At 57.6% G+C, this 24,736-nt stretch carries 40 protein-coding genes; all 40 read right to left on the reverse strand.

Features of this window, described 5'->3' with window-relative positions; genetic code table 11:
- Positions 1-378: hypothetical protein (locus tag C8K18_RS15740; RefSeq protein ID WP_132503466.1), on the reverse strand; the 378-nt coding region annotated here is incomplete at its 3' end.
- A 95-nt stretch (positions 379-473) separates the two neighbouring features.
- Positions 474-779, reverse strand: a complete 306-nt coding sequence (locus C8K18_RS15745; RefSeq protein WP_107708158.1) for a hypothetical protein — start codon at positions 777-779, stop codon at positions 474-476.
- A gap of 267 nt (positions 780-1,046) precedes the next feature.
- Positions 1,047-1,451: a hypothetical protein gene (locus C8K18_RS15750; RefSeq protein WP_107708160.1), complete on the reverse strand. Its 405-nt coding sequence runs from the start codon at positions 1,449-1,451 to the stop codon at positions 1,047-1,049.
- Between the two features lie 13 nt (positions 1,452-1,464).
- A complete protein-coding gene (locus tag C8K18_RS15755) occupies positions 1,465-1,683 on the reverse strand; it encodes a hypothetical protein (protein ID WP_107708162.1) in 219 nt (72 codons plus the stop codon).
- A 7-nt stretch (positions 1,684-1,690) separates the two neighbouring features.
- Entirely contained in the window at positions 1,691-2,257 is a 567-nt protein-coding gene (locus tag C8K18_RS15760; protein WP_132384572.1) for a hypothetical protein, read from the reverse strand.
- 777 nt (positions 2,258-3,034) lie between these two features.
- The gene (locus tag C8K18_RS15780) at positions 3,035-3,316 is read right to left on the reverse strand and encodes a hypothetical protein (protein ID WP_132384574.1); all 282 of its coding nucleotides are present in this window, start codon (positions 3,314-3,316) and stop codon (positions 3,035-3,037) included.
- Between the two features lie 52 nt (positions 3,317-3,368).
- A complete protein-coding gene (locus tag C8K18_RS15785) occupies positions 3,369-3,788 on the reverse strand; it encodes a hypothetical protein (RefSeq protein WP_107708174.1) in 420 nt (139 codons plus the stop codon).
- Between the two features lie 17 nt (positions 3,789-3,805).
- Positions 3,806-4,018, reverse strand: coding sequence for a hypothetical protein (locus C8K18_RS15790; protein ID WP_107708176.1), 213 nt, complete (start codon positions 4,016-4,018; stop codon positions 3,806-3,808).
- 41 nt (positions 4,019-4,059) lie between these two features.
- On the reverse strand, positions 4,060-4,293 hold the full coding sequence (locus tag C8K18_RS15795) for a hypothetical protein (protein ID WP_107708178.1): 234 nt from the start codon (positions 4,291-4,293) through the stop codon (positions 4,060-4,062).
- Between the two features lie 31 nt (positions 4,294-4,324).
- Positions 4,325-4,582 carry a hypothetical protein gene (locus C8K18_RS15800; protein WP_132384576.1) on the reverse strand — a complete coding sequence of 86 codons (258 nt, stop codon included), beginning with the start codon at positions 4,580-4,582 and terminating at the stop codon, positions 4,325-4,327.
- A 21-nt stretch (positions 4,583-4,603) separates the two neighbouring features.
- Positions 4,604-4,906 (reverse strand): hypothetical protein, encoded by a 303-nt coding sequence (locus C8K18_RS15805; RefSeq protein WP_107708181.1) that lies wholly within the window; start codon positions 4,904-4,906, stop codon positions 4,604-4,606.
- Positions 4,907-4,921: 15 nt separating this feature from the next.
- A complete protein-coding gene (locus C8K18_RS33095) occupies positions 4,922-5,167 on the reverse strand; it encodes a hypothetical protein (RefSeq protein WP_132384577.1) in 246 nt (81 codons plus the stop codon).
- 20 nt (positions 5,168-5,187) lie between these two features.
- Positions 5,188-5,988 (reverse strand): abortive infection family protein, encoded by an 801-nt coding sequence (locus C8K18_RS15810; protein ID WP_107708183.1) that lies wholly within the window; start codon positions 5,986-5,988, stop codon positions 5,188-5,190.
- Positions 5,989-6,071: 83 nt separating this feature from the next.
- Entirely contained in the window at positions 6,072-6,812 is a 741-nt protein-coding gene (locus C8K18_RS15815; RefSeq protein ID WP_107708186.1) for a hypothetical protein, read from the reverse strand.
- A 24-nt stretch (positions 6,813-6,836) separates the two neighbouring features.
- The gene (locus tag C8K18_RS15820) at positions 6,837-7,529 is read right to left on the reverse strand and encodes a hypothetical protein (protein WP_107708188.1); all 693 of its coding nucleotides are present in this window, start codon (positions 7,527-7,529) and stop codon (positions 6,837-6,839) included.
- A 72-nt stretch (positions 7,530-7,601) separates the two neighbouring features.
- Positions 7,602-7,946, reverse strand: coding sequence for a hypothetical protein (locus C8K18_RS15825; protein ID WP_110887242.1), 345 nt, complete (start codon positions 7,944-7,946; stop codon positions 7,602-7,604).
- 13 nt (positions 7,947-7,959) lie between these two features.
- Complete coding sequence (locus C8K18_RS15830) at positions 7,960-8,718, reverse strand: hypothetical protein (RefSeq protein ID WP_107708192.1); 759 nt, start codon at positions 8,716-8,718, stop codon at positions 7,960-7,962.
- A gap of 30 nt (positions 8,719-8,748) precedes the next feature.
- Entirely contained in the window at positions 8,749-9,069 is a 321-nt protein-coding gene (locus C8K18_RS15835; RefSeq protein WP_028371228.1) for a cyclic-phosphate processing receiver domain-containing protein, read from the reverse strand.
- 62 nt (positions 9,070-9,131) lie between these two features.
- On the reverse strand, positions 9,132-9,593 hold the full coding sequence (locus tag C8K18_RS15840) for a hypothetical protein (RefSeq protein ID WP_107708194.1): 462 nt from the start codon (positions 9,591-9,593) through the stop codon (positions 9,132-9,134).
- Between the two features lie 54 nt (positions 9,594-9,647).
- Entirely contained in the window at positions 9,648-9,926 is a 279-nt protein-coding gene (locus C8K18_RS33100) for a hypothetical protein (RefSeq protein ID WP_132384578.1), read from the reverse strand.
- A gap of 83 nt (positions 9,927-10,009) precedes the next feature.
- Positions 10,010-10,309, reverse strand: coding sequence for a hypothetical protein (locus tag C8K18_RS15845; protein WP_132384579.1), 300 nt, complete (start codon positions 10,307-10,309; stop codon positions 10,010-10,012).
- Between the two features lie 161 nt (positions 10,310-10,470).
- Complete coding sequence (locus C8K18_RS15850) at positions 10,471-11,007, reverse strand: hypothetical protein (protein ID WP_258196135.1); 537 nt, start codon at positions 11,005-11,007, stop codon at positions 10,471-10,473.
- 210 nt (positions 11,008-11,217) lie between these two features.
- Complete coding sequence (locus C8K18_RS15860) at positions 11,218-11,490, reverse strand: hypothetical protein (RefSeq protein WP_107708200.1); 273 nt, start codon at positions 11,488-11,490, stop codon at positions 11,218-11,220.
- Positions 11,491-11,526: 36 nt separating this feature from the next.
- Positions 11,527-11,736 (reverse strand): hypothetical protein, encoded by a 210-nt coding sequence (locus C8K18_RS15865; RefSeq protein ID WP_107708202.1) that lies wholly within the window; start codon positions 11,734-11,736, stop codon positions 11,527-11,529.
- Between the two features lie 38 nt (positions 11,737-11,774).
- Positions 11,775-12,098, reverse strand: a complete 324-nt coding sequence (locus tag C8K18_RS33105; protein WP_132384580.1) for a hypothetical protein — start codon at positions 12,096-12,098, stop codon at positions 11,775-11,777.
- Positions 12,099-12,135: 37 nt separating this feature from the next.
- Positions 12,136-12,966: a serine protease gene (locus tag C8K18_RS15870; protein WP_258196136.1), complete on the reverse strand. Its 831-nt coding sequence runs from the start codon at positions 12,964-12,966 to the stop codon at positions 12,136-12,138.
- Positions 12,967-13,075: 109 nt separating this feature from the next.
- On the reverse strand, positions 13,076-13,648 hold the full coding sequence (locus C8K18_RS15875) for a hypothetical protein (protein WP_107708204.1): 573 nt from the start codon (positions 13,646-13,648) through the stop codon (positions 13,076-13,078).
- A 38-nt stretch (positions 13,649-13,686) separates the two neighbouring features.
- Positions 13,687-13,974: a hypothetical protein gene (locus C8K18_RS15880; protein ID WP_107708206.1), complete on the reverse strand. Its 288-nt coding sequence runs from the start codon at positions 13,972-13,974 to the stop codon at positions 13,687-13,689.
- Between the two features lie 12 nt (positions 13,975-13,986).
- A complete protein-coding gene (locus C8K18_RS33110) occupies positions 13,987-14,172 on the reverse strand; it encodes a hypothetical protein (RefSeq protein ID WP_132384582.1) in 186 nt (61 codons plus the stop codon).
- 30 nt (positions 14,173-14,202) lie between these two features.
- The gene (locus C8K18_RS15885) at positions 14,203-14,712 is read right to left on the reverse strand and encodes a restriction endonuclease (RefSeq protein WP_107708208.1); all 510 of its coding nucleotides are present in this window, start codon (positions 14,710-14,712) and stop codon (positions 14,203-14,205) included.
- 11 nt (positions 14,713-14,723) lie between these two features.
- A complete protein-coding gene (locus C8K18_RS15890; RefSeq protein WP_107708210.1) occupies positions 14,724-14,954 on the reverse strand; it encodes a hypothetical protein in 231 nt (76 codons plus the stop codon).
- A gap of 7 nt (positions 14,955-14,961) precedes the next feature.
- Positions 14,962-15,327 carry a type II toxin-antitoxin system VapC family toxin gene (locus C8K18_RS15895; RefSeq protein WP_107708212.1) on the reverse strand — a complete coding sequence of 122 codons (366 nt, stop codon included), beginning with the start codon at positions 15,325-15,327 and terminating at the stop codon, positions 14,962-14,964.
- The gene (locus C8K18_RS15900; RefSeq protein ID WP_107708214.1) at positions 15,321-15,539 is read right to left on the reverse strand and encodes a ribbon-helix-helix protein, CopG family; all 219 of its coding nucleotides are present in this window, start codon (positions 15,537-15,539) and stop codon (positions 15,321-15,323) included. Before C8K18_RS15900 ends, C8K18_RS15895 begins: the two co-directional genes overlap by 7 nt.
- Before the next feature lie 147 nt (positions 15,540-15,686).
- The gene (locus C8K18_RS15905) at positions 15,687-16,358 is read right to left on the reverse strand and encodes a site-specific integrase (RefSeq protein ID WP_107708490.1); all 672 of its coding nucleotides are present in this window, start codon (positions 16,356-16,358) and stop codon (positions 15,687-15,689) included.
- 473 nt (positions 16,359-16,831) lie between these two features.
- Entirely contained in the window at positions 16,832-17,521 is a 690-nt protein-coding gene (locus tag C8K18_RS15910; protein WP_107708216.1) for a hypothetical protein, read from the reverse strand.
- Positions 17,490-18,467, reverse strand: a complete 978-nt coding sequence (locus C8K18_RS15915; RefSeq protein WP_107708218.1) for an ATP-binding protein — start codon at positions 18,465-18,467, stop codon at positions 17,490-17,492. The genes C8K18_RS15910 and C8K18_RS15915 overlap by 32 nt, the downstream gene beginning before the upstream one ends.
- Before the next feature lie 38 nt (positions 18,468-18,505).
- Positions 18,506-20,491, reverse strand: a complete 1,986-nt coding sequence (locus C8K18_RS15920) for a DDE-type integrase/transposase/recombinase (RefSeq protein WP_107708220.1) — start codon at positions 20,489-20,491, stop codon at positions 18,506-18,508.
- Positions 20,488-21,123 carry a hypothetical protein gene (locus C8K18_RS15925; RefSeq protein ID WP_107708222.1) on the reverse strand — a complete coding sequence of 212 codons (636 nt, stop codon included), beginning with the start codon at positions 21,121-21,123 and terminating at the stop codon, positions 20,488-20,490. The genes C8K18_RS15920 and C8K18_RS15925 overlap by 4 nt, the downstream gene beginning before the upstream one ends.
- Positions 21,124-21,545: 422 nt before the next feature.
- Entirely contained in the window at positions 21,546-23,039 is a 1,494-nt protein-coding gene (locus C8K18_RS15930) for a methyl-accepting chemotaxis protein (RefSeq protein ID WP_107708223.1), read from the reverse strand.
- A 51-nt stretch (positions 23,040-23,090) separates the two neighbouring features.
- Positions 23,091-24,734 carry a GMC family oxidoreductase gene (locus C8K18_RS15935; RefSeq protein WP_107708225.1) on the reverse strand — a complete coding sequence of 548 codons (1,644 nt, stop codon included), beginning with the start codon at positions 24,732-24,734 and terminating at the stop codon, positions 23,091-23,093.
- Between the last annotated feature and the right edge of the window lie 2 nt (positions 24,735-24,736).

A 24,736-nucleotide genomic window follows, 5' to 3' on the forward strand; every position in this document is an offset into this window, starting at 1 on the left:
TGCGGCGTCGAGCGTCTTGAACTGACGCACCTTGCGGACATCGAGCTCCCGAGCCGTGCGCAACTGAATCTGCATTTGCCGCCCCTGACGACTGATGACAATCAGCGTTAGCACCCACAGTTCGCCACCGATATCTGTCACGAAGAAGTCGTCCACCATTCCGGCGCGAAAAAAAGCTTTCGCCTGAGCCGGCGTCCAGGTTTCAAATTCCTGCTCGAAAAGTTCGCCTGATGTCGTCATGCATTCGTTCTCCGTCGTCGCCGGAAGTGTACCAATACGTTTCGAGAAAATGTCATGACGGAAACAGAAAATCGGCTTCCACGCGACGCCGCTCCTTTCGCGGGCGAGATCAGCGACCTCGCCGTCAATGCGATGCAAGGGCGTTGACGTTACCATCCAAGTAATTAGGACATCTATGTGACTTTACATAATTAAAGCTATCAACAGGACTGGTATGTATGGCCGGTCCCGGTTTATTCCGACTCGCCAAGCTCGGGTCGCCATTCCCGGATGATGGCGGCGAACTGTTTTTCATAGCCGAGCTTGTCGGGATAGCTGTGCGCGCGCGAGGCGAGACGAAACACCACACACATGTCCTCCATGATGTCGTCGTCCACGCCCCAAGCGGTCGTCATGTCGTACTTGCCGCACTCCGACGGATTCCACCAAGCCAGGAGAAAATCCGCAACGCGGCGGCTTTGATCGGTCGCGCCTTGTGCGTGCTTCAGGAGATTTTCAAGCGCCTGCTTTTCGGCAGGCAGCATTTGTTCAGGGCGCATATAGACTCCGTTTTTCACTCTATTCGTTAGCCGCGTGGTTCGCGCGATCACGCCAGTCGTTTACCGCGCTGGGCTGCGACGACCCGCTACCCTTTACCTCTCGCCCGCGGAACGTCGCGTGCGCCCGCCATGATTACCCACCTGCATTACCCAGACATCGACTGTTTCTTGGTCTACGATGACCGGGATCGAAGTTGCTCCGCCCATGATGTTTTCCGATTCAAAAAGGTCGAGAAGTGCTTCGGAGCGGTTTCCGCCACGCGGCAACTATTGCTTCGGCAGGACGAGTTCGCGCGAAACCGATACCGTCAGAACATCTCCTGCGCGCCGCGCGCCGGAGAAGCTAGAGGTCATCGTCTGCTCGCGTTGGTAGATGATGGCTCCCACCTGATCGCCCGTTTGAACTGCTTTCCAGAAAATCTTGTTACCACTCTCCCCTATAACACCGTTCACTAGCCATCCCTTTTCAAGCGCGATTGATTGCTGATCGTCGCCAAGTACGGGGAGATCGACAGCGCACGATGCAAACCCCGGCCGCGGGTCAATGTCAGCGCGCAATACGCAAGTGAAAGTGCGACCGGCCGCAACTGTCGGCGCGTCCGAGGCTGCCATACCGGGCTGGGCGTACGCTGCGAGCAGCACGACAAATGCGGCGAAAACTGTATTCTTCATCTCTTTTCCGTGGTTACTTCGAGTCGCGCGCGTACTGCGCTTGCAGCACGTTCAAATCCTGCATCGCTTTCACGACATGAGGCCGATAGGCCTGTCCATGCGACGCAAGAATTTTGACGGAGGGAAGTTCACCTGTGTCGATCGACAGAGCCACACGGAGCCGCGCCTTTGCGGCCGACCGACGATGACTTGCGAATGATGCGCGCGCAGCTTGTTTGCGAATCGTCGTCATAGTTCTCCTATTTGTCAGAGACGATGCCCAGCGCGCCTAGAGCATGGGCGAGCGCAGGCAACATCCTCCACTTCCACTCGGTGTCATCGATATCGCTGCTTTGCTCATAGCCCGCCGCGTCGGCGAGCGCAAGGGTGAATATCGGCGTACCGTCCCGCCGTTTGTCCACCACCAGTGGATAAATCTCCAAGATGGCCTTTCCAATGAATCCGTACTGTAGATTCGCGCCGCTGTATGAAGCGTAGCCCGCCGCCGCGGCAAGCTGCGTAGCGGTGATCGTGCGATCCACAGCGTGATAGTGCGCCTGGAGCATCTTCAACTGCGCGGCCGTCAAGCGTGGCAGAACCGATGCCAGTGCCTCAGTGTATGCCGCATTAGCTTCGTCCCCATCCCGAAGCGGAACACCGAGTTCGTCGCCGATCGCGCGACGAGCTGCGTCAATCGCTTCGCCGACGGTCCCTCCGACCGCCTTGTGAACCGGTGTTTTTTCCTTCCACGCCCAGCAGCGCGCGCCATCACCTGCCGCGCGTGCGACGAGCATATATCCCCGATAGGTCTCGGTTCGTTCGGTCATTGGTTAATAGCCCCCGTTTTCTGTTTCAACTCTGGCTCTCAGCATCGACCGCATCCGGGTCAGGAACGGCGACGTACCGGTGCCCCCGCCTCGAATAGCCGCGCCGTTGTTGCCTTCACTAACCAGCGCCCGGGCGACGCTTCGATCCACCACGTCATTGCGCACCAAGACGCGGTTACCATCGGCCATTTGCTTTTTCTATTCGTTCACGTCAAACATCTTCGAACACACCGAGCCATCCCGTGACGGACACCATCTCTAGTGCGTCGAGGTCGAACGCTTGGAATTTGCCGTCGAGGGCGACGTCTGGCGGGATCAGCAAGTTCAAGTCTTGACCCAGAGACGACGCGACAACCTCACGTGTGAAACCCGCTTCTCTAGCCTGCGCTTCTGTAGTCGCTGGGGCGTACCTGTCGCCTGAGTTCATTGTCGTTTTCCGTTTTGTTGGGGGCCGCACGCTCCCTGTTCGCGCCGCTTAAAAATTAAGTAGCGGGAGCGCGCGGATACAGCAAGCTTTTCCTAGTCCCGAGGACGCGACGTGTTACGCGCCCGCGTGATCGCCTGGTCAGCTAGTTGTTGATGAGTGTTGACGTTCATATCGGGATTGCTATCAATGGCTTCCGCAACCCACAGTTCATAACGTGCCACGGCATCGCTTTCCGTCCACCCGTGCCGAACGTGCTGTCTAACAAAGTCCGCTTTCGCGCGCTCGTTGCTGCGCGGGAGAGAGCCGCCCGTTTGCGAGTAGACCGTGGGGATGAATCGCATAAAGCTTTCCTATATAGCGGTGGCCGGCGGACGCTTGCGCATCAAGCGGTCATAGCGAACTGCCGCGAATGCGATATAAGCTCGGCCCACGGTGTGGCCGATGAACGTATTCGAGCGCGAAGCCGTGAATGAATAGTGATCGTGCTCTTGGCCGTCCACTTCCGTGACCTTTCGGCACTCCACAGCCGAGGAAAAATGCTCCCCGTACCAACGATTCACTAGCGCAACGCTCACCGCAGCCAGTAACGTAAGCAGCGTTGCAACCGCAATAATCAACGTAGCCAAAGTCATCGCCTTGTTTTCCTGTTTGGCCCGCGCGACCGGCGCGGGCGCTTTTCCGACGTCAATGCGAAACAACTGCGCCGAGCAACATACCGGTCAACAGCGGCCCGAAAACGGACGGGCTCTGTCCAGAGTCAGCCCCCTTGTTCTGAGGGCCAAGACGGCTCGCGATTAGTGCCAGCGCGGCGTTTTGCTCTTGTTGCAATCCGACTTGGAGAGCGAGCAGCTTCTCGCCCGGCGTGGGATCGTCAATCCCGACCAACTTGCAAACCCGCAAAATGTTTTCATCGAAGCGTTCTTTCTGCCGGTCAGGATTGCGCAAACCTTCAATGAACTCGTACATCTGCGCGCGTGACGGTTGTCGATTCAAGAACTCTTCCAGCTCAGCCAGCAAGAAAGGATTGTTTCCGCAAATCGTCCGCGCTTGCGTCATTTGGTCGACAGTCGCGCGGTCGCTGCTTCGTGTGTCTTGAGTTGCCATTTTGTTTTCCGTTGCGTTTAGAGCGGCGTAAACTGGCACTCGGTATCCAGCACCACGCGGCCATCGTCCAGATGGATAATGCGACGATGCGGTTCGTCTGCGTCGTCCCGCAGCACGACACCCTCAACCACCCGCAACGTATCGTGATGGAAACAGACAGCTACTCTCTTTCCGGCCAGCGCTCCTTGCTTCGGAAATTCGGTTGCCGTGATGTTTGCTTTGACGCCCATGTTCGTATCCTTTATCTGCGTTCGCCGGTCACCGGCTTTTCCTACAGTTCTTGGTTAGCGAGCCACATCAGCGCGCCATCGCGCTCGCTACCCGCGATAGTCGTCCACGAGCGGCCTTGCTCATCGACAGCGATGCAGCCGGGTTGCCAATGCTCGGGGTTGCGCAGTTCGTTCACCCAACCCTGAACCGCGCCTTGAAAAAACACCACGACGCCACCCTTGCCGATAAGCGCTTCTTGCTCCCGATAGTGACGCGCGGCATCGACCAATGTCATAGATGCTTCTCCCGTTTTCCGTTGTATCGACTCAGAATGGAATTACGATGCCTTCGAGTCGCGTGTCGTCTGCCTCGACTTGACGTGGCAATCCGTGGTCGGCGGTGGCTTGCTCGACCATCGCACTTGTGAGGTCGCGCCACAGCTCCAGAATTGCCTTTTGAGCGCTCCGCGCCTGCGCCTGTACATCGAAGTCGTCAGAAGACGTACCCGTTTCGCCCGTGTACTTGCGAATCTCGCGCTCAGTTGCGACGGTTAATTCGTTGTATGTCAAAACTGGTTGTTTCACGAATACTCCGATTTTCCTATCTCATTCGGCTGAGATTGCCGGACCGCTCACCGGGTCGATCCAAATTTCTTCGCCATGCACGCCCTCGGCGCTCGCAATGTCATCCGGTGTAGCAAACGGCGGCACAACCGGCCCGACGAAGAACTCGCCGGGAAACCGATACCGCTGAAGCGCAGGGCCGTCCTTGATGAAGCGTTCGCTGCCACGGGTACCGATCATCACCAAGCTCGGCAACACCGCTCCGCGCTTGTAGTACCAGTAGTAGCCGTCTTGGGCAGGTACGCCCTCAATGCGAGGCACCTGGTTTTCAGTTGACACGCTCATATCCGATTTTCCGATTCAATACGACACAGGCTTACTTGGGACAAAATTCGTCGCGTGAACGAGGGCCGTGCTGGCTCGTTGGCATTCTTCCATCTTGACCTTTGAAAGTGTCCCAGCTTGTTTAAGCTGTTCCATGCACTGTTTATTGGTTGCCCGAGCTTCCGGTAAATTAGCTGCATACCATTCGATGCTGTGCGCAAACGCGCTGAATGGCGTGACAGCAGCGAGGGAGATAACGGCGATCACCGTAAATTTCATCACGTACCTTTCCGATTTTCCGATCAAGTTTTAAGCTTCATCTCGATGTAGTGCAACATCGAGCGAATCATGTTTATGAGGAACATCGCCTCCGGTTCCGGCACGACTTCCATGTTCGGATGCGCGACGCTCGCATTGTTACGCACCGTGTTGATTGAATCGACGATGGTCGCCGCCGCCTTTAGCACTAGGCCAAGCTCAGTCTCTCGTGGCCCGATGTAGTTCAATTTGGGGTGTCCCTCCCGGATGCGCTTAAAAATTGCTGTGATCTTCTCGTTCGGTTCGACCTCGATGCCCGCTGACTTCGCGACTGCGATTAGATATCCGTGCAAAGCAGTATGCGCTCGGTCTATCGCGCTCGAAGCACCCCGACCCGATGACAGCAACTGCTGTGCGTCTTCAAGCGCGCGCTCTACCGTTGACGATGAAATCGCCAAGACGGGCGACTGGACCGTCGAAGGTAAGTCGTTCGTTGCAAGATCGACCGCGACAAACCGAATGTACACCGATAGAAGTTCATTGAGAGTCGAGACGATTTTCGTGGTCACATAATTCGTTTCTGGCGAACTGGCGGTTTCGCCGAGGGCTATGTACGTATCAAAATCCACCGATGCGTACAGAACACAAAACTCGTCGCCGAAAAAATTGATACCGGCATGCACTTCAAACGGCGTTTCGTCCAAGAACCTCGCGGCCTCACCAGCATTCCGCGCGTTGAGCATTTTCACGGCGAGTTGCTTGTACTTGGCCCATTGATCATCGGGAATCGCCTTTCCCTGCAGATCGATTTCCTGTGACCCGCTCCCGCTGTAAAGACGCAGCATCGTTGCCTCCCCGATTTTCCTAGTCCACTTGCGATGGCGCGAGCGAGTTTTAAGGTCGCCCGTTACCGCAGCACAAAAGCCGGTCACTCGACCGTATTTTCTTCCGCCTTCCGCTTTTCAATCTCTGCTTTCCTGATGCGAGCATGCAGCGATTTGTGATCGGGCATTTCCCGCTCGAATTGCGCTTCCAGCTCGGGTATGAACGTCACGTCCAAGGGTCTTTTCTTATAAGCGTCTCTGCGCTGCTCAATCAGGCCGTTGAACTCCGCTCGCGACGCTTCGAGCTGCGCGGTTCCGCGTTCTCCGGCGTCGATTTCCGTCCGTATCTTCTCGGCGATGACGAGCACTTCCAAACCGTAAAATGCTAGGCGCTCCAACTCGGATTCATACTGATCCGCCGTATCAGCCCATACACCGCTGCGGGTGATCCACTCAGCCGCGTCCGTATATTCGCGCATTAATGCGCGAAGCGGCGCGACGAACCGAACGGGTAGTTCCACCCACCGCGGCTCCGGGTCGAACTTCAGCTCGACACCGCGTTGCGCGCCAGAGAATGGGTTCGGTTCATGACGGTAATACTCGGCCAGCCCTTCGTGAATGTCGTACATCAAGCTGGCGCAGCGATTCGCGAACGATTCGAGCTGGTCCATGATTTCCAGCTTGACGTGATCGATGCGCTGTTTGTCCTTTGCGTTCTCGTGCCTTCTATCTAGGAACTTCGAGATCGCATTCCAGCCAACGTTGACGACCGCGCTAACAAGAGCGCTCGACGCCACAACTGTCACCCAATTTATGCTGGCCGCTGATTCTACGGTCACTGGCATACGTTTTCCGATTTTCCGATTTACTCAGGGAGCAACTTTGAGATCGGCAAAGCGGCGGGTATCTCTGGTTGCTGCGACGGCAACAAAGTCCGAACCGCAGCCGTCAGCCTTCTCGCTCACGAGGCGAAATGCTTCTGCAAGCCAGTTAAGTGCGAACGTCGGATCCGCCTTATCCGCGATGGATCTCTTGAAGTCCTCGATTGACTCAACCCCAACGGCTGATTCAAAAACCTGGCTACCGGAGCCGACATGCATTAACCCAGCGCCAGGTCGCGTTGCGTAGTAGGTGGCGGAGCTAGTCATCATCGGCGTGAACTGAAAGAGCGTCGAGAAAAAACTGTCGTAACGATCGTCGAAATAACTTGCGATGCTCTGGTTCCCCATGACGGCCCCCCCCTGCATGATCGGCTTCTTGTCAGCGTCAAAATTGTAGCGGCTGGCGTGAGTCGTTACCGCTTCAAATGACGCACGCAAATCGTCGCAAGCCTCCACCGTCGACATATACGGATGGTCTGCGTATGTGCCAGCGATGCCCACCGCAAACTCCTTGGAGCGGTTTAACGAGATCTTTTTGATCCCGTTGATCGTGATCTTCGGAGCAGTGACCTTCAGCTTCATCTGCCCGATGGTGAACTCCCCTGTTCCGCTTGCATTACCCTGTCGATCCGCTGCAAGAATCGACATGTCTTTATGAACAACTGCGAGAATAAATGTCATAGGTGGCTGAGATGTTGTCTTGACTCAGGTGTTTTCCTGTTTCGCGCACGCGAAAATCGCCGCGCAATTTTCCTAGGCACCGTGTGCCGAACAATAACCGCCTTCCGCGCGCTGCGCTTTCCACTCATCCGGTTCAAGCCACGTAGCGCCGACGATGAAATTTCTGCACTGCTTGCCTTGCTTCGTCCGCGCGGAGCAGTACACGGAGCCTTGCGATTCTCGCCACTCGATGTACTCGGGGACGCTCAGCCCCATCAACTCGGCAAACAATCCGTCCTTGTCCGTCGTCAACCGGTGCGCTTGTTCAGGCGTCAACGCTGCCGTAGAGCTTCCACCAAGCGACGGCACGCCCACGACGAACTGGCAACCGGCATCTTGCGCGACTCGCAGTGCCGCGATTAAATCAGCTTTATCCACGTATTTTCCGTGGTCAAGCGAGTTCACCGCGCAACCGTGCCATCGTGCCCGCATGTAGATGGTCGGCTGCCAGCGCGAAGGCACTGTCCCGCCACCGGTTATGTGCAACATAGCGCGGATGACTGGTTCTGTAGCAAAGTGTCCGGCCGACGCGGAATTGCCACAGGCAACGCGGCTCGATTGCCACACTATCAGTCCGATCGGGGAAACAGTCGCGCAAGAAACGATCGTAGGCCGCCCCTGTGGTGAAGAGGATGACATCAGGGTCGGTCACAGCAATGTGAGCGCGAAGCAAGTCCTGCGACAGCGACTTGATGCGATCGAACGATTCCGCCACCCTAGGCGAGCCCCCGGCATGACTCACACAGAACAGATTCGCCCAGCCGACAGCAACGCCAGCATTGGGCAGCCGTGCGTGCATCGACTGTCTCACCTGACGCAAGAACTGGAGGAATTTATGGCGCTCGGGTGGACGCTCCATCCAACGTGCGTGAGACCGCATCGACTCGAAAACCGCATCCATTGTGGGCACGTTCCCCTGCTTGAACTTGCATTCTTTGTTTCGCCACGCCTTCGTTTCCATCCCTACAACCAGTAGACGGTGCTTCGCGTCCGCAAAGCCGGATGGAACTGTCGGAAGGAACAGCCCCGAAAGGCCATCGACGTTGTCGAAGACGGCAGCAAGGTTCGTAGCGGTGAGGATTTCGAGATAGCTCTGTGCTAACGCTAATGCGTGGCTGTCGGCCTCGCTGCTTGTGAGAGTTTCGCCCATCTTAATTGTTTGCTTGTTCGTTCGCAGGGCTCAAGCCCGGATGTCACGATGGACGGGACGCTCGCGCATGAGCTTCTCGATCGCTTGAACGCCGGCTTGCATCTTCTCCGCGGCAGAGGGGTTTGCCGTGTGGATCCTGATTACTGGTGGCACGAATCCTCGAAGCGCGACCGCCTCTTCGATCCAAACGATCACGTCGTAACCCGTGCCGCGAGCGTCATCGCCCAGATCATGGTCCAAACTGAGTTCCGTGACGCCGCCCGCTTCAAGCAGCCGGATCGCTTCCGACGGCCAATACACGCGGTCCCAGCCCTCCGGCGTCGGGCGCTCGTCATCAAGAAACAGTTTCATGCCTCTCATTTCCTCCCGCCTGTTTTCCCTGTTAGCCCGCGCGACCGGCGCGAGCGCTTTTCCTAGTTGTGGGCCAGTCCAAGGCTCGGCCTGAACTGCTCCACCAGTTGCCCATGCAGATGCTTTAGTTCTTCGGTTGCCGCGACGACTGCCGCGCCCTCAGCCGACCGATCGGACTCTGTTCGCCGACGGTCGCTCTCGTGGCTCCGTACCGCTGCACGGTACCCGTTTATCGCTTCTTGCACGACGTCCAGATACTGGAGCAGGGTTGGAGTAAACAGGAACTGCGCATCCAACTTCCGCCTTAAAAACTCCGCAAGCCGCCTGACCTGCTCGTCACCGCTCCCATTTATGTGAGTTACGAGCGCGTCGTTGGTCGCAGCGTAGACCGCCCACCGGCGGTCGAACAATGAATGCTTCAGGGAGCGATGGCCGACCTGCCATTGCTGGAAGCCAACCCATACGCCCGCTGCCGCGATTATGGGAGCCGCTAAACCGAGCAGGATCTGAAGCCAGACGGGCATACCTTATCTCCTCTTTTTTTCCAGTCCTGTCATGGGTTCTCGCTCGTAATGCGCTCACGCATCTGAAGGCGTGTTGTCCGGGTACGTGCGTACGCAGCTTGCATGCGGTTTGACCCTTCGAGTTGGAGTATGAAAAGCGCTCGTGTTATTCGGTCCTGTAGCCGTCAGCAGACGCGCGCTCTCGATGATTTCCCATAGTTGCGCCGGTGCATAGGCCCCGTCCCACAATACTTCATCGCCATTCCTGAGCCTGTCCCCATGCGCGTTCAAGCGGGCAACGTTTCGAGCGAACTCGCGTAATGCTTGTGTTTGAGATTCGGCTTCTTTATCCATGACTCTCGTTTCCTCTTTTTCTATTCGATCCGTCATCACCGCCGCGCCCAAGCGAATGCAATGGTTTGAAGCCGCTTACGTTGTCATGAGCCGCTGCTATTGCGCCCGTTGAGTTTGTTGAGTTCGTCAACCCGGCGTTTCAGGTTAAGGTTTTCATTGCTGCCATAGATGATCGCGCCGATGAGGAACATTAGCAGCACCTTAACCAAGAATGGCGACCGCTCGTTAAGCGCATCTACCAGCCACGAGACAAGAAAGTATCCCAAGACGGTGCCACCCACCCACACGACGGCCTTCTTGACACGTTGAGACGGTGACAACTCTTCTGTCCACATAAGCCCCCCGATTGCTGCCCGACGTTTCCTAGGTTTCGATGGGTTCATCGCCCGTGACTCGCAAACCTTTCGCGTTGTACCGCAGTTTAGGCACCTGTCCCTCGGCTGTCACGGCGTGAAGCTCAAGGAAGTAATGCGCGGCAAACGCCGGGGCATTCCATTCGTGGGCCGGTTCCGTGCCACCACAGTGTTTTCCAATGTGCGTGGGTCTACGCCACTTCCATGACGCTGTCCAAGTCAGTCAATGTGAGCGTGACACCCAACGGCGGCACCACTATCACTTCACCCTCGTCTGGATTCTGCAGCGCCCTCGTATGCTCGCGAGGATCAAACAGCGCGCATCCCATCGCTATCAGTCGCTGTGTCGCCACGACATAGATCACGCCGCTCTCGAGCCCATTTGTCGTCGCGAAGTGCTTGGCAACGCTTTCGGCAGTTGAAAAGGACAGACCAGGACCATTGAACGCCTCGCTGTCACGCTGATGCGCGTGGACCGCTTGACTAGTAGGGGGGCCAAGGATCACAGCCCCGTCGTACTTCCAACTGCCGTCGAACCTTACTTCCCTGCGGAACAGGCGTTCAGCGTTACGCGGGCGAAGTCCCATCCCACTGTCGTGCATCTCGCGACTGACGCCCCGAAACAGGAGGGTTGCCTCGATGGTCGAAGTGCTGTTCACTGTGGTTTTTCCTGTTTCGCGAACGCAAAAATCGTGGCGCAATTTTCCGGTGTTGAATTCAGGTACCACTGTAGAGCGCGTCCGCGAGCTTGTACGTCACATGCTGAGCCCATGCACCGACAGCCCAGAGCGCGACCAAAGTTAGCAGGTGCGGAGTAGTTCGGTCGCTGACCCACAACACGGCCCCAGCGATCCCGCAGACCAAAGCCAGTCCCAACCCGACATAGCGGAGCCGGGAGCGCTTGTCCTGCTTCTTGAGGTATTCGTCTATCTCAATCGTCATGGTTTGTTTCCCCGAATTTTCCGTTCTGTGTTCGATGACTTCTGCGCGCCGAGTCGGCAATTGTTGTCGATCCAGTGCTTCGCCCACTCGATACCGCGCTCGTATGCTTGCCAACGATATACCCGGTTGCCGAGGTCAGTGAAAATGAAGCGGTCACCACCACGCGAAACGATCACGCCCGAGACGAAAAGCCGCTGATTCGCCAAAATAGTCGGTGACGCCTCGACCTTCCAACCCGCGTACTCCGCGAACCGATTTACGCGTTTCATGGCAACCTCCATGCGCTTGCCGGTTTTCCTGTCCAACTACCGATGCGCTTCGCGGTACAACTCACCAAGGATCATACGAGCAATGCTTTCAGCGGCAGGACCACCACGAGCAATCTTTGACCCGCCGCCGTTCATCCTGACCGTCATTACGTCGTCGTTGTCGACACTGTAAGCACCGGTCACATCGACGCTGTTGACCAGCGCCGTGATCTCAATCCAGTTTCTAGGCGTTCGCTGTCGTTTCACTCTGCTACCTCTCGTTTTTCGTTGATTGCAGCGGTCTGTCACTTTGTCCACGACGAGGTATGACAAAGCTCGGTCGTCACTACGCCATAGTACGAGGGGGCGTGGTGCGATCCGTAGACAGCTTTGATGACCTCTTTCGCTCGATCCGGGTTGAAGCCGTCGAAACGCGTTGGATTCGATGCACCGTCCAGCGCGCTCGCGAGTGAGTCGTTCCACATCTGTTCTTCAGCTGCGCCTTGAGTTAGACCACCGTTGCGCATTGCCGCTACCCGAACCGCATAAAAGCCCCAATCCGCGCACGACGCGTGAGCGGATTGGCATAAGGTCGCAATGAGAAATCGAACCAAAATGCGTCCCTGCATAGCTTTTCCAGTGCCGCGCGTGGCGGCGAATTTTCTCTCAGTGATACTCGCACATGACGAGCCCCGAAATGGCTGCTGCGTGACCCATGATAAAACTTGGATCTTGCCTCTGCCAGCGACTCGAAGCGCTGAGATGGAGGTTATTCGCGTTGGCGAAAGATACAACCGCATTAGTGTTGTACAGATAAATCCACTTGTCTCCGTATCCAATGCTTCGAAGGTTTTGGGGGTCGACGGCAGGGGCTACAGAACCAGCAAAGAGAACTCCGACAACCAGCCCTGCGTAGTCGAGGACCGCCGAACCGGACGCTCCCGGATATGCCGCCATCCGCATCCGTTGAATATAGGGCGGCTTTTGCGGATTTCCCCAAGGCTCAACCTGCCCCCAGGTCGGCGTGACCTTGAAGTGCCTTTCGAGCGGTGAAGAGAAACCAGCCGAGAAGATATCCTCGATACCATCGGGCGTCAGAACGTGGCCGTCCCCAGTGACCCTGATTGCACCAAAGACGTCGGTGTGATGCTTTGTCGAAAGCGCCGCCAGATCATACCGATCACTTTCAGCAATAATTTTGGCCCGCAGCCATGCCCCGCTATAGATGCGCACCCTGATTGTGCCTGGATTACATTTCTCGACGACGTGTCGGTTGGTGAACATATCGCCGGCGTCGTTATAAAAAAATGCCGTTCCGAAAACGACAACTTGGCCCGCATCGTTCTTAACCGATCCAGGCTTTGGCACGGAAACGGGAGATTCCAGCGGCATCAGGCGGCCGGGGGCATCGGTTTGCCTGTCTTGAGCGTCGGCCACCGTCGATGTTGCCAGCGTTGCACACCAGATAGTTAACCCGAGCACTTGTTGCCTGTTCATCTACGGGATTTTCCGGGCTGTCTGGTTAGTGTTTCGCGGTTGCACAATGCCAAATGCTTTGCATGACGGAACGTAAGCCGCCCGACCACGATTAGACTTAAAGCGTAGCCTAGGTTAGCGAGACCTTGATTGCGCCAAGCTTCTTGCCAACTTGCTCCATCGCGGAAAGGTATTCTCTGAGCTGTGGTTCGATCAGCTTCATTCCCTTTTCGTTCTGCCCATTTCTCGATGGCAGCAATTGCGTGAATGCACTGTTGTCTCGTTGAACGACAAGTTGCTGGGCCTCTACGTATGATCGGTGCGCGTAGTTCCGATACGTGCGAGCCTCAAACAGCCAAGCGGAATTTTCTGCCTCCGATAACACCGCATACGCATTCGCACATCGAGGTTCACTCTTCATCTTGCTCTGCACCTCCTCTGGCCTTAACCGCTTTGGCTTCACTCCAAGATGATAGAAGCTATTGGCCCAGACGTGCATTAAATCGTAAGCGGCCATCAACTCCCAGAAGAAGGCGCGAATGCGCGCATAAAACTCGACATTGCTCTGCGGGTTATAAGTCCCCGCCAGTGGGACGATTGCTTCAAGATGCATCTTCGCTGCCGCGTACGCAGCAGCGGCCAGATCGTGATGATCCTCGGCTCTAGTCCGTTGAATCTCCCACGATTCTTCAAACTTTGTCATGTGCTGTTTTCCAGTGCCGCGCGTGGCAGCGAATTTTCCTAGGTGCGAGCGTGGATACGTTCCCACGTCTTCGTCAACGCCTTACACGTTGCGGTAACGACCGCTTCGACGTACGCGCAGTCTTGTGCGAGCTTGATGATTTGCGGGTCATTCTCGCTCGCGCCTGATGCGCGGAGAGAATTCGTCTCGCGTTTCAATTCTTCGACCAGGGCACTTGTCGTTGCCACAAGGTCGGCCGCGCGGGCCCCAATGTCCAATGCTCGTTGCGAAGCATTCACCGGGTTGTGCGCTGCGGCCAGAAGGCGATTGATCGCGTCCATTTCCATGTGGCTATTTTCCTATTTCAAAGTACGCATCACACGGGTGAGCTTGTGTTCTGCGTCTTGCAACTGACTGTATGCATAGGGCAGGTTGCCGCCCTTTCCGAGTTCGTTAGCAACTGAGACTTTTGCAGATTCGATAGATCGGAGCACAGCCTTGAGCTCGCGCTCCAATGCTTCCGGGTCTTGACCTTGAGTGTTCATCGCTTTCCTAGAATTTTCCCATCTCTCTGGCTACAACTCTTCCGTCCAGCTTGTCCCATCCGCACGTGTGATGGTTATGCTCAGGCTCTCGCTGATGGAGAGATTTGCGACATCGTGAAATCCAACGAACAGCCTATCGAGAAACTTCATTTCAAACTCGAGCGGCGTGCTGTCGGCGCGCAACTGCACGTGAACAATGTTGCTTGCTGCCGCTACCTTTTTCGCGCCGGATTGCAAGTCCAGCGGACTTACGATAAATCCGCCGTCGGCGCCGGTGTCCTGTATCGAGTATGCCAACGACGCGACAATCGCCTGCGGTAAGTTAGAAGTAGTGTGTCGTTTGCACTCGACAACCATAAAGGCGACACCGTCCTCGGCGACGCCCTTGGCATCAATCTCCCAGTCAGTCCCGCTTTGGAGCCCAGTAACGTTCTGCTTACCTTCGACACGGGCCAATCCCAAGTCCGAACAAAACCGGTTCAGTAACTCCGCAGCCACGATTTCATATTGCCGTGCTTTCTTACTTTCGTTATTAGCCATGTTTTCCAATCTTATCGACCAATAGCGACGAAAACAGGCGTATCGCAAGTCTCACTGGCCGCATCGAAGTCAGCGACTGCGCGATCGTACTCAGCGATTAGCGAATCCATTTGGGCCTTTAGCTCGGGCGTAGGAACGTAGTTCAATTGCTGAATCTGCCGTCCAACGCGCACCTGCTCCTGGGCGAGGAAATGCAGCCTGTTGGCGCACCGCTGCTTACGTTGGAGGTCTGTATTGCTCATGATTTTCCTAAATTTTGTACGGCACGCGGACACCCGGCTCGTCTGCTGGAAAGTCCTTCGTATTTCGCGAAACAAGCAACAGCGAGTGGACCTGTGCTGACGCCCACACGATGGCATCGGGCAGACGAATCTTTTTAGTCCTGCGAATCTCGACGGCGCGATTGGCGATCGCACTGTCTACTGCGATGACATCGAATGAATCGAGCCATGCGCGGATCGCGGCGTCTTCCTCGGCGGATGCTCCGACCAGCACTTCCATCCAGGTGATCACGCTGATCGCGCGATACTCATAGCGCGCCAGTTCCTTCTTGGCTGCGCCGACCCCGTTGAGATAGTCAATGAGGATGTTCGTATCGAAGAGCGCCTTCACCATTCGGAACGAAGCTCCTGCTGGTACACAAGGCCATCCGTCTTCCGGCTCTTCCACAGGCCGAATACTTCTGTTCCGAGCGCGCGCTTGCGCTGCGAGATATACGCCTCAATGGCATCTCGGATGACAGCTGCGCGGGGCCGCTGTTCGGCCTCCACAATCACAGCGAGGTCGTCAACCTGCGACTCAGGCAGGTCAACCAGGATACGACTCATAACCACCTCCGTTTCATGATATACATATCGTATATCTTTTGCCAGTCTTTCGCAAGCGATGTGTCCGGTTTATCGGCAGGGAGGCGACTTTTCTACAGTCACACGTTCCGCAGCCGCGCATTTAGGACCTACCCTCACACGCGGGACTCATAGTACTTCGCAAAACATCTGCCGAAGCTTTCTGTCGGACACGGCCAGATAGGGCCGGACGTGATCCAGCTGGCCATGGCCGAGAAGCTGCTGCACAGTCTCTATATCGTGCCCCTGCTCAACAAGGTTACTGGCAAACGAGCGCCGTCCAGAATGGGATGATCCGCCGCGTATCCCCGCGTCCCTGTAGAGCTTTGTGACGTGAGATTGGAGGCTGTCACACGCAGCGTAATCAACCTGTTCCCCGGCCTCGTTGATGCGGCGCTTGGTGTTCATCGCAAACTTGCGGCCCTTGCCAGCAAGGACGAGGCAACTTGACGGCGCGAGACCGCGATAACGCTCTGCGGTTAGCTCGGTTCCCATGTCGCGCGCAATGCGATGGCTTAGATAACACTCCAGAGCGGAAACCGTTTTCGGGTGCGTGAGATAGACGCATCGCTGACGACAGCCCTTCGTTATCGCGGCCCGAAGACTGACCTCTGAACGGATCGCACCCGAAGGGAACAGCACGTCTTGAACCTCGATTTGAGCTATTTCGCTGACACGCATCCCGCACGTAATGCCTAGCAGGAGAATGAGACTATCGCGCTCAGGATGGCGCGATGTTGCCGCCGTGACGGCGAGTAGATGCCGGATTTGAGCCGGTCGAAGTGTTGCAGCTTGGGCCATGCGCCCCTCTGAATGGGATCGGTTAGTGACGTATTCAGAGAGAGATTCGGTGAGGGTCTTTTTCAAGCGTATCACGGCTTGTTTATTCGATTCCTCGGAAAAAGTCGCAGACGAAAAAAAGCCGACCGCGAAGGGTCGCTCTAACGGTTCCCTACCCATGTTGAGAGGCCGCGGGCGAAGGCTAGTAAGTGTCATGAGAAGGAGGGGACGCCGGCGCCCACCACGGCGGGCCGACGCACCGGAGGGCCGCACCTCGCCGGTCGCTGCGGCCTGACGCTGTTATATACTGTACGGATATACAGTGGCCGCCGGGCCCAGTGCCCCTTGGCGTAGAGCGAAGTAAATTTGTCACCAAAAACGAAGTAAAGTCGTCAACACCCATTTTTGCGTATTTAGCGAGACAGTTTCGGGACGCAAGATTAATGGAAAGCTCCTGAACTATGAAGCGCGCGCCCTTGCCACCAAGCCGTGAGCTACAAGCTGCGTTCATCGTTGCCAAGGCAAAAGCTGCCTGCCATCCGATTGTGAAAACGTCGCGCGATGGCAATACGATGCTCCTTGCGCATCGCTGGTTTCGCGGAAAAGGCTGAAGGAGATTGGCTCGCGTAAAGCTCGCCGCATTGCGCACAGCGATACGGCGAGCCCACAAGTCTCGCGTTGAGGATGTAGGGTGTTTCCCGCCCGCAACGATGGCATTGCGTCTCCAGCTTTCCTTGGTGCGCGGGACAACGGTTTTCGCTGAACATCTGGTACGTCACGCTGTGATGACCGAGTAATACGCATTGCCTGCAATACCGGAAAACCGGGTGATGCCTTCCCCTCCGGCCGGCATCAAGGAGTGAAGCGCGCAATACCTTGCCAGGCAATAGCAGCGTGCGCCTCAGATGCTTCACATCGACGGCATCGCGCATTGGCTCAACGCCTTCGTACGGGTCGATGTCAGCGCCCATCAGCCGCACCAGCGCGTGCCCAGGAAGTCCGTTCGCACGCGCGAACTTCCACAGGATCGATACGATCGACTCGCCCGGCAACAGCCACCGCGCATCGAATATGAAGCCCAGTGCCGGGGTCAGCCGTCGTTCATCGAGGCTGAGTATCGGGAAGCGCGGCGCAATGAGCGCGGGCGCGTCCTTACGCGTGCACGAGCACACGGCCGGTTGCATGGCGCGACTGAACATAGCCGGAGTGCCGCACAGCATGTGCCCATAACGATGCGTCCGGACAATAACCCGGAGCATCCCTGAGTTCGCTATCCTTGAGTATGACTTCGACGGCCCGCGCGAACGATTCCATCGGGATTTCGAGACGGCCTGGCAGGGTCGCCTTGTGATGCGCGACCTCGAAGGCATTCCACAGTACGGCCGCATCGCTGACAAGTCGATAACCTGCCTCGAATGCCTGTGGCAGGTAGTACCTCGTGAAGCTCCACTGGCTGCCCTCGGGATAGGCGGTCTGGTCGTAACCATTCAGACACGTGGCGACATCTTCGGCGTTGCGGATGCCATGGAAAGCAAGTTCTTCGACCATCAGGCGCGCGACGATCTGCGTCTTGCCCGCGATCTGCAGCGCGCTCTTCTGGGCGAGCAACTCCTGCTGACCAACGAGGAACGTGAACAACTTGATCTGCTGGCGGTCGAGTGCATCGTGTACATCCCGCAGCCACTCGTATTCGTTTTCGTTATAGCGTTGGGCCTCATCGCAAAAGAGCAGAACCGTTCCGCTGCCAGCGCGCGCAGCCGCTTCCCGTAGCCGTAGCGAAAGCCGCATGCGTTTCGCGGGATTGGTGCCCGCGTTCGGATCATGATCGCCGACAGCTTCGAGCAGGTTTGAAAAGAACGGCCCTTCTGCGTGCCGCGGCTTGTGCTCGCATCGGGCGTGATAGCTCGTCACCTTTGGAAATTCCCTGGCAAGCAGCAGCCGCACGTATTCTATCGAACGCGTCTTGCCGATCCTCGGAGCGCCGTAGATGAGCGCGCCCGTCACACGGTAGCGAAGACAGCTTACGACGAGTTCGTAGAATGATTCTATAGCCGGTGTGGCAATCCGGTAGTTTCCAGTGACGAGCGGGTGCAGCGACGGATCGACTGGACGCGAGACCTGAAGCGACATGCCTCCCTCCTGTGGGTACCACCTGTCAGAACTACCTGTTAAAAGACCTGCCCCGTTCCGATACCAAGCGTGCGCGGACGAACCGGTTCGACGGGTGCTGTATCGGCGACCACGTCGGTCCCCTTCGCTGTTTCCGCTGACGGTGTTGCTGGAATTGCGTCTGATCCTGGCGGCCCTGGCGGTGTTCTAGCCGTTGGTGCGTTTGCGAGAAGGCGCAGCGTCCGCGCCGCATCGGAGGCCGCCCTACGTGACCTGCTTGCTGCTGCGACCTTGGTCCGTACGTAGGCGTCAATCGGATTTTCAGCCGGCACGTGGCCCGAGCCCTTGCTGCTTCTAGCCTTCAGTATTTCCCTGCGCAAGGTCAGGTTGTGCGGCATCACACGCCACGCACCTTGCGCATCAAGGACACCGACCTCGCTGCCATCAGCGAGGAACGCACGTACGCAGCGCAGATCGTCAGCATTGATGTAGACGCGGAGCGATTGGCCAATCAGCTGGGCGCTGCTGGCAAGGACCACGCTGGTATAGCGCACGCCGAACAGGTTAATGTGAGGACGGACACCGAGCGCAAGATAGCCGCGCACCCGGCAGTGCCGCGCCGATTGCATCAGGCATAGCGTACGTCGGCGCACCTCGGGCAACCAGGCCAGCAGTTGCCCCCTGCCACGAACTAAGAACTCCATCGCTTCGAGCGGCGTCGCGCCATTCAGCCCGCCGTGGGGCGTGCCGTGATAGCTTGCAATCGAATAAGTGATCAATTCATCGAGCTCATCGAGCGACACATACAGGCGGAGATTACCTTTCGGGTCGGCCAGCGCGCGGCGCAGGTCACGAGGATGGGAGCCCGTGTAGCCTGGGAGGCGTGAGGACAGCCTGCTGGCGATTGTGCCAAAGAAGCGCTCGACATACGGGCGCTCGTCGGGACTGTGCTTCGGTCCTGCACTGACGACGCAGCCAACGAACTCGCAGAGTGCAGCCAGTGTTTCACCAGCGAGGTTCGCCTTCGCATTGTCGAGTCGGATGCACTCCCAGCTGACGTAGGCAAGTTCGGGCAGGCGCTGTGACGCGAAACCCTCCTGCCGCTGGCAGGCCAGTCCGGGTACGGTGAAGGCGCGCACCGGCCGCGGTTCGAGCGCGTTCTCGATCGTCTTGATCACATCGTAGCGACTGTATTCGCGGGTCAGCGCCAGGTGATGACCGAGCACCACGCGCGTGCATACGTCGATGATCACTAGCAGCCACACCCGCTCGATTTCAAACTCATGCTCGAATCCGAGCGGATCGCGAACGACAACCTTCAGCCGTACATCGAGCCGGTGACCATCGAATTCGACTACCTGATACGGCCGTGTCGCTGCGGGAGCAGGCGCATCGTCGGGACGGGGTAGTCCCTTCAGGTGCGAGGCGCCGGCAGCAGCCGCTACCATTCCAAAACCACGCAAAAGCTCCGCCTTCACCCGCGAGGACAGCGACCGGATCGCGCGCCCGGCAGTGTTGAATGGATAATCGGCGGCCGTCAAGCCCAGTTGCCGGCACTCCTGCAGAAATCTTTCGTGCAAGGGCTGCAAACCGTGCATCCGGATCCGGATGCCGTCGTTCGAAGGTATCTGCTTGAGTGTCACGCGGCGCTGTCTGATCTGCAGCACGAGCCACGCAGCGAGCCTGGGATAACACTCAAACAGTAGCGAAAGCGCACCCACGGCACCGCCCCGTTCGCCGCACTTGGTCACGGGCAGCAGGCGTGTGTATTCCGTCACGCGGGCATGAACGACAAGCGCACGAAAGCCGTATATCCGCCCGTCGGCATGCAGCGAGAGTGCTGTGTCGAGAAACCGGTAAAGCTGTCTGCGGTTGATTCGCGTAGTGGTCTCGATACTGCCTACCGGTTCACCGCTCGCGTAACGCTCAATGGCGTCGATATGTCTCTGGACGCGACTGCGCTGTGCGGCGTCGAGTTCAGTCCATGCGAGGGTCGGCCACGAGGCGAGATCCAGTGTCTGGAATTCGGGTCTGCGGCGGCTCATGATTTGGCCTGGACCGCAACAAAGCGCGTCAGAAACGACAGGCTTTCAGTGTGTAGCTCCAGCGCCTGGATGCGACCGCAGTGCAACAGTTCGAAGACAGCTGCGCGGATGAGCGCGGGGTCGCCAGTTGAGAACTCACGCTCTATCGTCATCAGCGATTGAGGTGACACGACGAAGCGCTCGATCGCGCCGCGCAGCGAAGGCTTGACGAGGCCGCGCGCGGCGACGAGTACGGGTAGCATACGCTGCCAGTTTCCGGTCCACACACGCGCAGCTGCCCTTTCGGCTGCATCAATGTGCCGCACGGCGAAGGCTTGCGGGTCGACGTCAAGACGACTCCGCGGGCGATCCGTCGCCGGTGTCGGCTCCGATAGTACTACCAGGCATTCATGGTCATCGGACCTTGCCCAGAAATCGACGACACAGCGTTGCCCGTCGACTGCCATGAAGCCAGGCCGTTCACAGAATGACTTTGCAGCAGGATCCGCTTCGAGCATCAGCCATGCTTCGAAAGCGCTGCGCCTGTACAGCGTCAGACGTCGCCCCAGTTTCGGACTGAAGACGTCATAACGGTGCGCGCCGCGAGGACGCGGCAGCGTGAGCGGCTCGAAGCTTCGCAAAACGTCGACCATGTGGACCACCTGCCTGAGGATTTCATGGTCTAGGACGAACGTGAGTTGACAATTTTAATTCGCGCTAACGCGAAGTGACGACTTTACTTCGCCAGTTAGCGAAGCAATGTTGTCAATTCAATGGCTAAAACCGTCGCCCCCGCGAGCACAGTGCAGTGACAACTTTCCTTCGTTCTACGGGTCGGAATGTACGGCGTTTTGCGACAACTTCGGCGCTAGCAGTTTCCTTGACACGGCTAGCGGCAATTGTGAGCACCAACAGTCGGAAAGACTCAGTCGTCGATAGAGAGAGAAGACATTCGCCGGCACGATTTGCGAATGTCAGTGAAGCGTCCTTCTTTAAGGACGCTTCACTGAAGAGCTGCTGCCGCGGTCTTTATGCGGTCAACCAGTGCGTCCTGCGACCCACGTCCAGTTTGATCTCAGATGTCGAAGAGGGAGACGGCTTGCGCGACGCCGGCCGCTTTCAGACGGATTTCTTCGGATATCGAAGCAACGGCGTCTACCAGCGCCGAATTCCGTTGCGTCGTCACGTCAATCGCCGTTATGGCCTCTTCGATCTGCACCATGCCATGCCGTTGTTCGGCACACGCATCCTTTATCTCACCAATCAGGTTGCAGACTGTGGTTACGGCGGCCTCCGTTTCCCGCATTTTCGCGCCGGCTCTTTCTGCGACGCCGCGGCCCTCCTGGGCCAGATTTACGCTATTTGTGGCAAGGCTACGGATTTCATTGGCGGCCGCCGCGCTTCGCTGAGCAAGAGCCCTCACCTCGGCGGCCACGACCGCAAAGCTGCGCCCGCCTGGTCCCGCACGAGCCGCTTCCACTGCGGCGTTTAGAGCAAGAATGTTGGTCTGATACGCTATCCCATCGATCACGCCCAGTATGCTCCCGCTTTCCGAGCTGGACGCATCAACCTGCCGCATGATCTCGACCATCCGCTCGACTATCTCTCCTCCCGCACGCGCCACAACCGTGGATTCCTGCGCAAGTCGATCCGCCTCCCTTGCCGCCTCCGTATTGTTCAAAATCGTCGCGTTGAGCTGCTCGACACTAGCTGCAGTATTCTGAATACTACTAACCTGTTGATCGGTCCGTTCGGACAGGTCACGATTTCCGCCAGATAGCGTCTCGGTCCCCGAGGATACATGGATCACCCCGTCACGCACATCGGCTACCGTTGTCCGCAAGTTCAGGATCGCCTGGTTGAGTAGCAGCAGGACGTCCCCTAATTCGTCATCACGCGGCAAGCCAGGCGCAATGTCGAGCTGTCCTGCCGCCAGACCAATAGCCACCCGGGTGATTTCGCGCAAAGGCCGATAAACCATTTTTGTCAAAAGCCAACCGGCAATGACGAAGACAGAGAGCAGCACGGCGCATATAGTTTCAAGACGTATTCCATTGGAAGATGCAATGCACGCCGAGAACGATGCCAGCAACAGCCCCAGCACGACACTCGCAATCTTCCAACGCAAACTTATGCGTATGGCGCCGGACGGCGAAAAGAACCCTCTTTTCTTCTGAACTCTTCCGCCGTGTACAGACCAGTCCCTGCTGCCGTCACCGATCATTCGGTAGGCGTGGGCTACGTCGGCGGCCTCCGCAAGTTCGATGGGTTCGATCATCGCAATTGCCCGTTTGCCGGAACGGCTGGGCATCAGATTCGATCGGGCCCAAAAAACCTCACCAGTCACCGTTCGGTAAGCGAGGAATCCAATCCATGGGCGATTAGCCCGCACCGTTTTCTGGATATCGAGCAGGACGGCCTTAGGTATATCTGCAAGTAGCGACGACGCTGGCGCATTAAGCACGGCTTCGCGGGACCACCCGAGCGATTCCACGAACGTGTCGTTCACATATTCAACGTTCCCATCAAGTGCCACCATAACGAGTGGACGGCGTGCGCTTGACGTCATTTCTCCACCTCGCAAAGATCGCTCGCAGCATCACGTGTGTCTGTCATCGCTTCACTCGGGCTGCATTGCATGCGAACGGTCGCTCGCCGCAGGTGACACGGTTGCGCTCGACATCATGATGTCCACCGCTCGATCCGCGACCGCCATTACCGTCGCATTCGTATTGGAGCTAATGATCGACGGCATCATCGATGCATCGAACACACGCAACCCGGTGACGCCTTTCACTTGGAGATCCGGCGTCAGGACTGACATCGGATCGTCAGGATGCCCCATCCTGCATGTGCCGACCGGATGATAGTTGGATTCCGTCGTCCGCCTGATGTACTCGGACAGTTCGTCGTCCGACTGGAGCTGGAGCCCCGGCCCCACTTCGGCCTTTACGATAGACGCGAAAGGTTCGTGAGCCGCGATTCCTCTCAGATACCGGATCGCTTCGACGAGCCGCTTCGTGTCTTCGTCATCGTGGAGCCAGTTGGGATCGACCAATGCATCGTCTGTCGGGTCGGCCGATTTCAGCCGCACGGTTCCGCGTGAACGCGGCCGCACGAGATTCGCCATCAGCGTCATGCCGTAGGACGGCTTTGGAGCCTGCGGATCGGGCCACATAACCCCAACGCAATAGAGCTGCAGGTCCGGTTCGCCGTCCGGAACGCTGAGGTTCACGAACGCCATCGTTTCCGCACCGTTCGACGCAATGGGACCATTATGGAAAGCAAGGTATTGCAGCCCGTTCCATAGGGCACGTGCTCCGCGATCCTCGCCGAAGTAACCGTGCTGCCCGTGCGTGGTCATCGAGACCACCGCGACGTTATGGTCCTGCAGGTTTTCGCCCACGCCCGGCGAGTCGACCCGCACCTCCACGCCGTGTTCGCGCAGATGGGCTGCGGGACCGATGCCCGACAACATCAGCAGCTTGGGCGTCGCGAAAGCGCCGGCGCAGACAATCACTTCGCACGACGCCCGCGCCTGCACGAGCGCGCCGCCTGCCGTGTATTCGACACCGACCGCGCGTTCTCCCTCGAAAACAATGCGATGCACATTGGCTTGTGTGACCAGGGACAGCAGCGGATCGGACATGACCGGCGCAAGGAACGCATCTGCAGCACTGCAGCGTTGCCCCCTGTGCGTAGTCGTCTGCATATACCCGACTCCGCGCAGCGTTCCAGCATTGAAGTCCGTCGCGAACGGCAAGCCCTTGCGCTGCATGGCACGCACAAACCGGTCCGCCACATCGGCTTTGTACAACGGGTCCGAGACCTTCAGTGGGCCGTCGGCGCCGTGCGCCTCGTTGTCGAGTCGCTGGTTGCCTTCCTGTTTGCGGAAATACGGCAATAACCCTTCCCACGACCAGCCCGGATCACCCGTAGCGGCGACCCAGCGTTCGTAGTCGGTACGCGATCCCCTGGTATAAGCCATCGCATTCACGGAGCTGCCGCCGCCGACAACATTGCCCTGCGGAATGGAGACCGCGCGACCACCCAGCGACGCCTGCGGGGCCGACGCGTAGCGTTTTATAAGCGGGCTACCGTTGAACAGCATTTTGAACGTCCCAGCGGGCATACGGATCAGCGCGCTGTTAGCCGGCGGCCCTGCTTCCACCAGCAGCACTTTCGCCCGCCACTCGCGAACCAGTCGGTTCGCCGTCACGCAGCCAGCGCTCCCGGCGCCGACCACAATGTAGTCGTAGTCCATCA

The organism is Paraburkholderia sp. GV068 (assembly GCF_003058125.1).
Taxonomy (GTDB): domain Bacteria; phylum Pseudomonadota; class Gammaproteobacteria; order Burkholderiales; family Burkholderiaceae; genus Paraburkholderia; species Paraburkholderia graminis.